The sequence below is a fragment of the Tenacibaculum aiptasiae genome (assembly GCF_965221665.1).
Classification (GTDB): Bacteria; Bacteroidota; Bacteroidia; order Flavobacteriales; family Flavobacteriaceae; genus Polaribacter; species Polaribacter aiptasiae.
Genome location: NZ_CBDCSN010000002.1, coordinates 993,649 through 1,006,808 on the forward strand (window position 1 = coordinate 993,649; position 13,160 = coordinate 1,006,808).

Below are 13,160 nucleotides of genomic sequence, written 5' to 3' on the forward strand. Positions count from 1 at the left end.
ATTAAAATCTATAAAGAATACTGTAGTCCTGCTGTAATTGTTTCTTTATTTTTTAACTGAATTCCGTTTAAGTTTTGATATAATGGTGTACTAAATTCAAATCCAAATCGAAGATTTTTTAATGAACCTTTAAAAGCATATACATTAAAACCTAAACCTCCATTGATAAATTTTCCTCCAGAATTCATCGTATCTGCAGTAGTAACCATCATAGGATTTAAATTAGGGTTTCTTCCATTAATTGAACTTACAATTAACCCTTCTAAACGAGCTGAAAAGCTTAACCATTGGTGAGTTTTAACTGCAAACCAAGAGTTTAAACTGTAACGATTTCCTAAAGAATAATCATACTCATTTTTCCCAAAACGATATGTTGCTTTTAACTGACTTCCCCAAGAAACAGTTTCTGCTTGCCCTAAATATGTTAATCCTAAATCTGCATCATAAGTTCCACTTCCTATTTGCATTGGATATGGCAATTGAATTTTATTTGGATTTGACATAGGTGTTACATCTTTTGCATTTAATTCTCCTGTAGGAATAGAAATACCAACATTAGCGTGTAACGAACCTCTATTTTCATTGATAAACTTATATAACATCCCTAGTTTTATATCTCCTAAACCAGACGAAGAAGTTGAAAAAGGCATGATCATTCCAGTCATCATGTTACGCATTTGTAAATCCATATCGTTTTCAATATAATTTACCATTGCCATTAAAGTAACTTTATCAGATGGCGCATACATAGCTCCTAGCATATGCATTTTCATTGGCATTGAAAGTGGTGTAACCATATAGCCAGCATTATGTGCTTCTGTATTTGAAATAGCGTCACTTCCTTTTTGTAATCCCTCCATATTCATATACATAAATCTATACGAAAACATTACCTCTCCTTTATGGTGGTAATGATCTCCCATTACACTTATTGGTGCATGACCATCTGGCCTATTAGATTTCCATTCGTTTTTATGTTCAGTTGCTTCTTGTGCGTTTATTATTTGTGATAAGGATATAAGAATCCCTGTAAAGATGATTTTTGATAATTTCATCAGTTATGTTTTTAAATTTTACAATAGTATTTTAGTCTATTTATCTATTAAGACAAATAGCTTTTTATTAAAGGCGTTTATGTAAAATTTATACAGTAGGTGGATGGAAGATTGTATTTGAAAATAAATAAGAATACTTATTATTGTAAGAAAATAATTGTTTTGCATTATTAAAAAGAACTTTTTCTTCTTTTACTGAAAGTAATTCAACAAAACCTATTGGGTATTCTTCTATATTTATTCGTAACGATTTAAAATCATCATCTTGTTGCTTTTCTAGCTTTTTCATTAATTGACATTTACCATTACACCCTAGGTCTGGTTTGTCTTTATTAATACACAAAACCTTCGATATATAATCGTAGTTTATTGCGTACTCAACAAACGGTGTTATTGGTCGTAACATCGCAATTGTGTACAACAAAACAAATAAATATATGCTTAGTTTTTGTAACAAAATGATTTTGAAATCTTAGAAATGCAAAGATACTTCAAGTTGTTTTTTTTCTCAATAAAAAGAGCTATAAATATTATTTTAATTTGTTCTAAATAAATTGCTATATTTGCACCAGATTTTAGAAATATGATTGTCTTTTATACTGAAAATAAAAAGGTTACACCGATTGTTCCTATTCAAAAAGAAACAGCATGCTCTACGGCTTGTGCGTCTAACTGTATAAAACCTAAAAGTAAGTGTTGCAATAAGTACCAAAAAAAAGGCATCAACTGTAAGCGATGCCCTTTAACTTTTAATGTAAAAATAGCTTCTTAATTAAGCTACTTTTAATAAGAAATAACTCTTTTTTCCACGTTGTAATAATACATACTTATCAGCAATTAAATCATTTGCTGTAATTACGTAATCGTCTTTTACTTTTTCTTTATTAACAGAAACTGCATTTTCTTTTAAAGCTCTACGTGCATCTCCATTAGATTTTAAAAAGCTTGTTTTTCCCGCTAAAGCATCAATCATAGATAATCCTTCTGAAATATCTGACTTAGGTACTTCTGCTTGTGGTACTCCATCAAAAACATCTAAGAATGTTTGCTCATCTAATGATTTTAAGTCTTCTGAAGTAGACTTTCCAAATAAAATATTAGAAGCTGCTATTGCCTTATCATATTCTTCTCGTCCATGAACTAATACAGTAACTTCTTCTCCTAATCGTTTTTGTAAAATACGTACGTGTGGCGCTTCTTTATGTTCTTCAACTAAAGCATCTATTGTTTCTTTATCTAAGAATGTAAATATCTTAATATACTTTTCAGCATCTTCATCTGATGTATTTAACCAGTATTGGTAGAATTTGTACGCTGAAGTTCTTTTAGCATCTAACCATACATTTCCTCCTTCAGATTTTCCAAATTTAGAACCATCAGACTTTGTAATTAATGGACATGTAATTGCATATCCTTTTCCTCCACCTATTCTTCTAATTAATTCTGTTCCTGTAGTAATATTACCCCACTGATCAGAACCTCCCATTTGTAAAGTTGCTGAATTTTCTCTGTAAAGGTGTAAGAAATCATATCCTTGTACCATTTGGTAAGTAAACTCTGTAAAAGACATTCCTTCTTTAGATTCTGAACCAATTCGGTTTTTTACAGAATCCTTAGCCATCATATAATTTACTGTAATGTGCTTACCAACATCACGAATAAACTCTAAGAATGAAATCTCTTTCATCCAATCATAATTGTTTACTAAAATAGCAGCATTATCGGCATCAGATTCGAAATCTAAGAAATGTTGTAATTGTGCTTTTACACATTCCTGATTATGACGTAATGTTTTTTCATCTAATAAATTACGCTCTGATGATTTTCCTGAAGGATCACCAATCATACCTGTTGCTCCACCAACTAAAGCAATTGGTCTATGCCCACACCTCTGATAATGTGCCAATAACATTATAGGAACTAAGTTACCTATGTGAAGTGAATCTGCTGTTGGGTCAAAACCAACATAAGCACTACGCATTTCCTCTAGTAAATGCTCTTCTGTTCCAGGCATGCTATCGTGTAACATTCCTCTCCATTTTAACTCTTCAATAAAATTTTTCATCGTCATAAATTTATCAGTCAGCAAAGATAACTTTATCAACCAAAAAAAGCTAAATTCGCTTTATGATTTTAGTTACTGGGGGAACTGGGCTTGTTGGCTCACATTTATTATTCAATTTAGTTCAAAAAGAAAAAGCTGTAAGGGCTATATACAGGACTGATGAGAAAAGAGAATACGTAAAAAAAATATTTTCTTATTATACCGATGATGTCGATCAATTCTTTTCTAAAATAGAATGGATAATTTCAGATATTACTGATGTTTTTTCACTTGATTTCGTTTTCAAAGGTATAACTGAAGTATATCATTGTGCTGCATTGGTTTCTTTTGACCCAAAAGATTATAGAAAAATGCGTCAAGTTAATATTGATGGCACTGCCAATATGATTAATTTTTCTATTGAGAATAATATTGAGAAGTTCTGTTTTGTAAGTTCTATTGCTGCTGTAGGGGATTCTATAAATGGTAAACCTATTAATGAGGAAAATGAGTGGTCGGATAATAGTGACAATAATGATTACTCTATTACAAAATATGGTGCTGAAATGGAGGTTTGGAGAGGTAGTCAAGAAGGATTAGATGTGGTAATTGTAAACCCTGGTGTTATTTTAGGAAGTGGATTTTGGAGTGAAGGTTCTAGCAAATTATTCTCACAAGTTTATAACGGCTTTATATTTTACTCTGAAGGAGTTACCGGTTTCGTACACGTAGAAGACGTTGTAAAAACTATGATACTATTAATGGAATCTAATATTAAAAACGAGCGTTTTATTTTAGTTTCAGAAAACAAATCGTTTAAAGATATTTTATTTTCTATTGCTGATGGATTTAATAAAAAAAGGCCTTCAATTAAAAGTAGCAAGCTATTAATGTCTATTATTTGGAGATTAGACTGGTTACTAACTCAAGTAACTGGAAAAAAACCTTTATTAACTAAGAATTCAGCTAAATCATCGCTTAATAAATCTTATTATACTGCTGAAAAAATAGAAAAATCATTAAACTTCAAATTTGCTAAAATTGATTCAGCTATTCTAAAAATCTGTAAAGATTTTATCTATTGATTATTTAGCAATCTTTCATTTTTCTTAATTAATTCTAATGACAATTCTTCTTTAGTAGGTTTTTTATGAGGCTTCTTATTATTGATAGAGTCTTTAATTTTATGTTTTTCAGTGTATATATTCTGAAGAGAATCTAAATTAGACTTAACTCTATTAAGTATATCAGTATAATCCTCAATTTTAGATGTGTAATAATCGTTACTAGCATCAAAACGAACACTATCTATTTTATACTTTTCATACACTAAAACAACATAATTCTTTTCCTTTTTTAAAAATTTATTCTTTCTATTCTTTGCAGACGAAGCTATATACATATCTGTTAATAAAGCAACCATCGAATCTTTAGGAATTAAATCTTTAGGCTTCTTGTAAATTGTATTACTAGTACAAGAAGCTAAAAACAAAAGAACTATTATGTATAAAAAGTTTTTCATTTATCTATTAAATTCTAATCGAGCTCCTTTTATTTGCTCATTAAAAATACCATTATTATACATTAGGTTTCCATTTACAAAAGTATGAGTTATTTTATTAGAAAACTCTGTTCCTTCAAATGGAGACCATCCGCATTTATATAAAACATTTTCTTTAGAAACCGTCCATTTCTCGTTATCTACCAATACTAAATCAGCATAGAAACCTTCTTTTATAAATCCTCTTTTATGAACTTTAAAAAGTTTAGCTGGATTATGACACATTTTCTCTACAGCTTTTTCTATTGGTAAAACTCCTTCTTTTACCTTTTCTAATATAGCTAAAACTGCATGTTGAACTAAAGGTCCTCCACTTGGTGCTTTGGTATATACATTATCTTTTTCTTCTAAAGTATGTGGAGCATGATCTGTAGCAATTACATCAATTCTATCATCTAATAAAGCTTTCCATAATCCATCTTTATCTTTTTGAGTTTTTACAGCTGGATTCCACTTTATATGCGTTCCTTTTTTATCATAATCAGCATCTGTAAACCATAAATGATGCACACAAACTTCTGCTGTAATTTGTTTTTCTTCTAAAGGAATATCATTTCTAAACAAATGAGTTTCTTTTTCAGTTGACAAATGAAAGATATGCAAACGTGCTCCAGTTCTTTTTGCTAATTCTATTGCTTTTGAAGAAGAAAGGTAACAAGCCTCTTCACTTCTAATTATTGGGTGATACTTTACAGGAATATCATCACCATATTTTTCTTTATACTCTTCAGTGTTTTTTCTAATCGTAGCTTCATCTTCACAGTGTACAGATATTAGCATATTAGTTGAAGAAAAAATCTTTTCTAAGACTTCTTCATTATCTACTAACATATTTCCTGTTGATGAACCCAAGAACAATTTAATTCCTGCTACATTTTGAGAATCGGTTTTTAATAACTCCTCTAAATTATCGTTTGTTCCTCCAAACATAAAAGAGTAATTAGCATATGAAGTTTTTGAAGCTATCTGAAACTTTTCTTCTAATAATTCTTGAGTAGTTGCTTGTGGTACTGTATTAGGCATTTCTATAAAAGAAGTGATTCCTCCTGCAATTGCAGCCTTACTTTCTGTTCCAATATTTGCTTTATGCGTTAAACCAGGCTCGCGAAAATGCACCTGATCATCTATCATACCTGGAATTAAATATTTTCCTTCAGCATTGATTACCTCAACATTAGATGTATTCGTTATCTCTTCAGAAATTTGTTTTATATAATTTCCTTCTATTAAAACATCTCCTTTGAAAACCTTGTTTTCGTTAACTATGTTTGCGTTTTTAATTAGATATGATTGCATAATTATTTTGGTAATCCTTTTAACCTCATTTTTATAACACCAAATAGAGCTTCTGATATAATCCCTCCACTCATTTTTGATTCTCCTAAAGTTCTATCAGTAAAGATAACTGATACTTCTTTTATTTTAAATTTATGTTTCCATGCTTTAAACTTCATTTCTATTTGAAAAGCATATCCAATAAATTTGATTTTATCTAGTTTTATTGTTTCAAGTACTTTTCTTTTCCAACATACAAAACCTGCAGTTGTATCATGTACTGGAATTCTGGTAATAAAACGCACATATTTAGATGCAAAATACGATAATAATACTCTACTCATTGGCCAGTTTACAACATTTACCCCTATTGAATAACGTGAGCCAATAGAAACATCAGCTCCATCAATAGCACAAGCCTTATATAACCTATTTAAATCTTTTGGGTTATGAGAAAAATCGGCGTCCATTTCTATAATATAATCGTAGCCTTTTTTTATAGCCCATTTAAATCCATGAATATAAGCAGTACCTAAACCATTTTTACCCATTCTTTTTTCAATATAAAGTCTCTCTGCAAACTCTTCTTGCAAACCCTCAACTATATTTGATGTTCCATCGGGTGAGTTATCGTCAACAATTAAAATATCGAATTCTTTCTCTTGACTAAAAGTTTCTCGAATTATTGCTTCTATGTTTTCTTTTTCGTTGTATGTAGGAATTATAACTAAAGCGTCTGACTTCATGTAATTTTCATCTAAATCTGGGCAAATATACACTAAATAATCACTAATTTTGTGTTAATTAAATACGATAAAAACAAATACTATTGCAAGCTATTGAACGTACAATAACCAATGATAACTGGATTACTCTAGTAATTCTTTTTGTTATTATCTTATTAGCTATAATGAAATTAATTAAGCCTAATAAGCTATTAGGGTATGCTTTGGCTTTTTTTACTCCTGGTTTTTTTCAAAAAAAAGTTCAGAATAACGTTTCTATTTATTCACCATTCCATTTATTATTATTTTCTTTTTCTTCTATTGTAATATCATTGTTTCTTTTTTTTGTATTTACTCCAAAAATTTATGATCAAAGCTTTTTAAATTACCTAATATTACTCGCTATTATTAGCCTTTATTTTTTTATTAGAAGAGTATTAGACTTTGCTTTTTCTAACATTTTAGGCTTATCTTTAGTCACTAAATATTTCTTATATACGAAATCTGGTTACCTTTATACACTAAGTTTATGGCTATTTCCTGCTATAATTCTCTATCAATACACCTTTAAAGAAAACTTATATTTACTTAGTTTTTTCCTTATTTTATTTGCTTTCAGAGGCTTTTTAATTTTACTTAATAACAAAAGATTAGTTATAAGTAAGTTGTTCTATTTTATTTTGTATTTTTGCGTCCTTGAAATAGCACCGCTATTAATTCTTTATAAAACAACAACAACTACGTAAAGAGAAAGTTATATGAAAGTTAAAACTATTTTAGTGTCTCAACCTGCTCCTAAGACAGAAACCTCTCCTTATTTTGACTTAGCTGAAAAACAAAAAGTAAAAATTGATTTCCGCTCGTTTATTCATGTAGAAGGAATTTCTGTAAAAGAAGTAAGAGCTCAAAAAATTGATTTAAACAATTATACAGCAATTATTTTAACAAGTAGAAATGCAGTAGATCATTACTTTAGAATAGCTGAAGAAATGCGTTTTACTGTTCCTGATGATATGAAATATTTCTGTCAATCAGAAGCTGTTGCATATTATTTACAGAAATATGTAGTATACAGAAAGCGTAAAATTTATGTAGGTAATAGAACATTTCCTGAATTAACTAAGTTAATTAAGAAACATAAAGATGAGAAGTTTTTATTACCTTCTTCTGATAAATTAAAGCCGTTAATTCCTACCGAATTAGACAAATTAGGTGTTGATTGGAAACGTGCTGATTTGTATAAAACTGTTGTAAGTGACTTATCTGATTTAGAAAATGTTTTTTATGACATCTTAGTATTCTTTAGTCCTTCTGGTATTGACAGTTTATTTAAAAACTTCCCTAACTTCAAACAGAATGATACAAGAATAGCTGTTTTTGGTAATACAACTATTAAAGCTGTTAAGGATAGAGGATTGCGTGTAGATATTGCTGCACCAACTCCAGAAACTCCTTCTATGACTATGGCTTTAGATAAATATATTAAAGAAGTTAACAAAAAGTAAAACTACTTTGACAAGCATAAAAAAACCATCAAAAAAATTTGATGGTTTTTTTTTATGAATTACTGTAAAGAACCTACCTTTTACTCGACTATTAAAGCCTTGTAAAAACAGAGTTTCTTTAAATGATTCATTATCAAAAACAAACTGCAATTTTATTATTTGCTTATTCTCCCGAGAAAGAAGCGAATCATAAGGTTTTTGAAAAAAGTAAGAAGCTCTTTCAACAATTAAATCAAAAAACATTTGAAAAAGCACAAAAAACTGGAACTGATGTTTTAGTAATTACCGAAAAGCAACAAATAGGCTCAAGTTTCGGTGAACGATTTGCAAATGCTATTCAAACTGTTTTTAATAAAGGTTACTCACAAATAATTACTATAGGTAATGATAGTCCAAATTTAGAGACTTCACACCTTTTAAAAGCTTTACACAATTTAGAAAACGGAAATGCGACTTTAGGCCCTTCTTATGACGGAGGTACTTATTTAATTGCCTTAAACAAAGAACAGTTTTCTTTAGAAGCATTCAAAAAAATAACTTGGAATACCCATAAAGTATTTTCTGAGTTAAAAAATTATTTTGTTAAGCGAAACACCAACATTACACAACTTGCTTACTTAGCAGATATTGACTCAAAAAAAGACATTTACTTTTTTATAGATCAATTTAAAAACTCTTTTTCTATTCTAAGAGAACTTATTGAGTTAAACGCTAACAAAGTCATCTCATTTCTTGAGAATCTTTATACATCTAAAAGTTATTCTTATTCTTTTTTTAATAAAGGTTCACCAATTACTCTTTAATTATCGCACTTACATTGAAGTTTTTCTTAATAGAAATTCTTCTCTACATCAATTCAATAATTAAAGTCAATACTTAATTCACGTGAAAACTAAAATTAATGTAATTATACTGTTGCTTTTAACAGTAAGCATTTATGCACAAGAAACAACTGGTAATTTAGAAGGAAAAATAGTTGACATTGCCAATGAAGCAATTCCTTTTGCCACAGTAATAATAAAAGATACTGAAACCAATTTTATATACGGAACTACCTCTCAAGAAACAGGTCATTATGTAATTGCTAACATCCCTCCAGGAAATCAATATATTGTGGAGGTTAGCTTTGTTGGATTTCACACTTACAAATTAAACGATGTAACTATTAACTTAGGAAAAACCACTCTATTAGACATTGAACTAAAAGAAGAAAGTACTGCATTAGAAGAAGTAGTAATTACTGGTACTTCTTCAAGAAAAAATGGTACTGTTATAAATGCTCAAAAATTACTAAAAACACCAACTATTAGTAGAAGTGTACAAGATTTAACTAGAAACTTACCAGAAGCAAACTTAAACTCTTTTGGAGGGGCTAGTAATCGTTTCAATAACTTTAATATTGATGGTATTGCAAGTAATGATGTAGTTGGATTTCAAGAACCTGCTAGTGGTGCTGCTGGCTCTTCTGCAAATGGAACTCCCGGAAGTTTATCTCGCAGCCAACCTATTAGCTTTGGGGCTATTAAAGAGTTGTCTGTAAAAACTTCTCCTTTTGATGTTAGTGTTGGAAATTTTACAGGAGCCAATATTAATGTTGTTACCAAAAACGGTACAAACACTACTAAAACAGAAGTTTATGGTTATGGGAACAATCAACTTTTGGTAGGATCTTATGCTGACGGAATAAAACAAGATGTAAATAGTTTTTACGATATTCAATTAGGTGCTGGTATTGGAGGTGCTTTAAAAAAAGACAAACTATTTTATTATGTAAATGTAGAACAAGCATTAAGTAAAACTCCTTTAATTGGCGCTCCAGGAACTAATGGCTCTAATATTAGTAAACAAACTGTAATTGATATTGCTAACAAACTTCAAAATGATTACAACTACAATCCTGGTGCTTTTGAAAGCAGCGATATAAAAACTGCTTCTACTAAAATTTTTGCTCGTTTAGATTATAATATTTCTAAGAAACATAAACTTACTTTTAGAAACAATTTTGTAAATAGTTTTGCTGATAATTTAGAATGGAATCAAGCTGTTTTCAACTTTGGTAATCAAGGATATCGACACAATAGTATTTTAAACAGTACTACTTTTGAATTAAATTCAACTTTATCTGAAAATACTTCTAACATACTAACCATTGGTTATACCAAAGTAAAAGAAGACAGAAGTTATGATGGAAGAGTGTTTCCTCATATAGAAATTACGGATACTTCTAACAGAATTTTTGCTGGAACCTATAGAGAAGCATCTATTTACAATACAAACTTGAATACCTTTCAGCTAACAGATAAGTTTACTTATTATAAAAACAATCACACTATTACTGGTGGATTGTTATTACAATACAATGATATCGATTACGGTTTCTTAACCGCTTGGAATGGACGTTGGGCTTATAAATCTGTTGATGATTTTTTAAATGATAAACCTTCAAGAATTCGTGGTGTATACCATGTAACAAATAATTCTTTCGATTTTGTAAACAATCGTCCTTCAGCAACAATTGATGTATTAACCTCAGCTATTTACGTACAAGACAAAATTCGTTTAAACGATAAATTAACTGTTAACTTTGGTTTACGTTTAGACAATCAATTATTATTAGACGAACTTCCCTTAAGTCCTTTAGTAAAAAACACTCCTGAGTTTAGTCAGTTTACCAATAAAATTAGTGCTAAACCACATGTAAATCCTAGATTTAATTTTAAATATGTTTTAGATAAAGATAGAAAATACACTATAGAAGGGGGAAGTGGATTATTTACAGGACGTATTCCATATTTATGGTTTGCATATGCTGAATACATTTCTGGAACCGATTATTTTAATGTGGATATTAGACCTGGTGGAAACACAGTTCAATTAGTAGAAAATTTAGGTTCATTAGCTGCTCAACAACCTGGATTAACAGAAATTAATTTAATTGATAATGATTTCGAATTACCTAGAGAGTGGAAAACACGTTTAAGTTTTGAAGCTAAACTTCCTAAAAATTTCCGATTTACAACGCAAGCAACTTATACAGAAGTTTTAAAAGGTATTTACTTTCAATCTATCAATCGTCGTTTAGATTTTAGTAATTATTCTGGAGCAGATACACGTCAGTTTTATAACGGAACTAGAGTAAACAATAACTTCACTAATGTTTTTTTACTTAGTAATACCAACCGAGGTTATCGATATAACCTAACATTTGGATTACACAAAGAAGACAAAAACTACAATGGTTTTGTTGGGTATACTTATGGGAAAAGTAAAGATATTTCTAGTACTGTAAGAAATTCCTCTGCAGCGAATTTTGAATGGAATCAAGCTATTAATTCTCATAATCCTAATTTATCATTTTCTAACTTCGACTTACGTCATAAATTAGTATCCTCTCAAGGTTATAATTTCAATTTTAAAAACAAACACCAACTACAAGCTTCTTTATTATATACAGGAACTTCTGGCAGCCCATATTCGATCGTATATCAAGGAGATGTAAATAGAGATGGTTCGTCTCGAAACGACTTAGTATATATCCCTGCAAACCAAAGTGAAATCAATTTACAAGATATTACTGATGGAACAGGAAATGTAATTGTTTCTTCTCAAGAGCAATGGAATCGATTAAATAACTTTATAAACAACAACGAATATTTACGAAATAATCGCGGTTCTTATGCGGAACGAAATGGAGCAAGAACACCATGGAATCATCAATTAGATGCAAAATTTTTATACAACATACCATTTAAAAACAACAACAACTTACAAGTGAGTTTAGATATTTTTAATGTATTAAACTTACTAAATAAAGATTGGGGTCGATTGGTTTATGTACCAAACGTAGTAAACTCTAGTTTTAACTTATTAGAGTTTAAAGGTGTACAAAACAATCAACCAGTATATCAATTTACTATTGACGAAAATGCAAAACCTTGGGTTACCGATGCTATTAACTCACGTTGGAAAGCCCAATTAGGATTGAAATATCAATTCTAGTATTTGTAACTCTTGTAACAATTTAAAAACGTTTATTTCAGTAACTTTGAAATAAACGTTTCTTTTAAAACAGAATATGGACAAATATTTAGACATCATAAAAAACTCTTATTCCAATTACTGGAACTATATTAAACAATCTGTTTTAATGGAACTAAATTGGGAGAATTATTTCTATGGCTTAATTCTAATTTCATTAATTGTTTGGGCTTTAGAAATTATCTTTCCTTGGCGTAAAAACCAACCTCTTTTTAGAAAAGATTTTTGGCTAGATACATTTTACATGTTTTTTAATTTCTTTTTATTAAATCTTATTGTTTTAATTGCCCTGTCTAATACTGCTGCTGAATTATTTAATGACATTCTTGGCTTGGTAGGACTTTCTATTAACAACTTCCAATTATTCGATATCAATACATTTCCTTATTGGGCTAGATTATTTGTTTTTTTTATAGTAATTGATTTTGTACAATGGTTTACTCATACACTCTTACACAAGTACGAATTTTTATGGAACTTTCATAAAGTGCATCATTCTGTAAAACAAATGGGATTTGCGGCTCATTTACGTTATCATTGGATGGAACCTGTTGTATACAATTCTATGAAATATATCCCACTAGCTATTATGGGTGGATTTACAGCTCAAGATGTAGCCATAATTCATTTCTTTAATATTATGATTGGACATTTAAATCATGCGAATATTAATTGGGATTATGGTTGGTTGAAATATATTTTAAATAACCCAAGAATGCATATTTGGCACCATGCGAAAGAACTACCAGAAAACAGAAGAACAGGAGTAAACTTTGGGATTACCTTAAGTATTTGGGATTATATTTTCAAAACCAATTATATACCTCATGATGGACGTGATATTGAAATAGGTTTTGAAGGTGAAGAAGACTTCCCTAAAGATTTTATTGGTCAAGAAATATACCCTCTTAACAAAAAATAATTTACGTCTTTGTATCTTTATCGAATTAAAATTAA

Annotated in this window: 12 protein-coding genes; 6 read left to right on the forward strand and 6 right to left on the reverse strand. The window is 29.6% G+C overall.

What is annotated here, in order from left to right; genetic code table 11:
* Positions 1-8 precede the first annotated feature (8 nt).
* The 3 genes from ACOQN8_RS04860 to tyrS form a co-directional block, all read right to left on the reverse strand.
* Positions 9-1,055: a transporter gene (locus tag ACOQN8_RS04860; protein WP_420551824.1), complete on the reverse strand. Its 1,047-nt coding sequence runs from the start codon at positions 1,053-1,055 to the stop codon at positions 9-11.
* Positions 1,056-1,143: 88 nt separating this feature from the next.
* On the reverse strand, positions 1,144-1,344 hold the full coding sequence (locus ACOQN8_RS04865; protein WP_420551825.1) for a hypothetical protein: 201 nt from the start codon (positions 1,342-1,344) through the stop codon (positions 1,144-1,146).
* A 483-nt stretch (positions 1,345-1,827) separates the two neighbouring features.
* The gene (tyrS, locus tag ACOQN8_RS04870; protein ID WP_420551826.1) at positions 1,828-3,120 is read right to left on the reverse strand and encodes a tyrosine--tRNA ligase; all 1,293 of its coding nucleotides are present in this window, start codon (positions 3,118-3,120) and stop codon (positions 1,828-1,830) included.
* Positions 3,121-3,182: 62 nt separating this feature from the next.
* Between tyrS and ACOQN8_RS04875 the strand changes: the two genes are divergently transcribed.
* Positions 3,183-4,184, forward strand: coding sequence for an NAD-dependent epimerase/dehydratase family protein (locus ACOQN8_RS04875; RefSeq protein ID WP_420551827.1), 1,002 nt, complete (start codon positions 3,183-3,185; stop codon positions 4,182-4,184).
* Here ACOQN8_RS04875 and ACOQN8_RS04880 read toward each other — a convergent pair.
* From ACOQN8_RS04880 to ACOQN8_RS04890, 3 genes are read right to left on the reverse strand one after another with little or no spacing between them, the layout of a single operon-like run.
* On the reverse strand, positions 4,178-4,621 hold the full coding sequence (locus ACOQN8_RS04880; protein ID WP_420551828.1) for a DUF4296 domain-containing protein: 444 nt from the start codon (positions 4,619-4,621) through the stop codon (positions 4,178-4,180). The two genes, ACOQN8_RS04875 and ACOQN8_RS04880, sit on opposite strands and share 7 nt — an antisense overlap.
* The gene (locus ACOQN8_RS04885) at positions 4,622-5,956 is read right to left on the reverse strand and encodes a dihydroorotase (protein WP_420551829.1); all 1,335 of its coding nucleotides are present in this window, start codon (positions 5,954-5,956) and stop codon (positions 4,622-4,624) included. It lies immediately after the preceding gene.
* Between the two features lie 2 nt (positions 5,957-5,958).
* Positions 5,959-6,681: a polyprenol monophosphomannose synthase gene (locus ACOQN8_RS04890; protein ID WP_420551830.1), complete on the reverse strand. Its 723-nt coding sequence runs from the start codon at positions 6,679-6,681 to the stop codon at positions 5,959-5,961.
* Positions 6,682-6,764: 83 nt separating this feature from the next.
* Between ACOQN8_RS04890 and ACOQN8_RS04895 the strand changes: the two genes are divergently transcribed.
* The 5 genes from ACOQN8_RS04895 (at position 6,765) to ACOQN8_RS04915 (ending at position 13,125) form a co-directional block, all read left to right on the forward strand.
* On the forward strand, positions 6,765-7,406 hold the full coding sequence (locus ACOQN8_RS04895) for a DUF4271 domain-containing protein (RefSeq protein ID WP_420551831.1): 642 nt from the start codon (positions 6,765-6,767) through the stop codon (positions 7,404-7,406).
* A gap of 12 nt (positions 7,407-7,418) precedes the next feature.
* The gene (locus tag ACOQN8_RS04900; protein WP_150898313.1) at positions 7,419-8,165 is read left to right on the forward strand and encodes a uroporphyrinogen-III synthase; all 747 of its coding nucleotides are present in this window, start codon (positions 7,419-7,421) and stop codon (positions 8,163-8,165) included.
* A gap of 122 nt (positions 8,166-8,287) precedes the next feature.
* Positions 8,288-8,968: a DUF2064 domain-containing protein gene (locus ACOQN8_RS04905; RefSeq protein WP_420551832.1), complete on the forward strand. Its 681-nt coding sequence runs from the start codon at positions 8,288-8,290 to the stop codon at positions 8,966-8,968.
* A gap of 82 nt (positions 8,969-9,050) precedes the next feature.
* Entirely contained in the window at positions 9,051-12,164 is a 3,114-nt protein-coding gene (locus tag ACOQN8_RS04910; protein ID WP_420551833.1) for a TonB-dependent receptor, read from the forward strand.
* A 76-nt stretch (positions 12,165-12,240) separates the two neighbouring features.
* Positions 12,241-13,125: a sterol desaturase family protein gene (locus ACOQN8_RS04915; protein ID WP_420551834.1), complete on the forward strand. Its 885-nt coding sequence runs from the start codon at positions 12,241-12,243 to the stop codon at positions 13,123-13,125.
* Positions 13,126-13,160 lie beyond the last annotated feature (35 nt).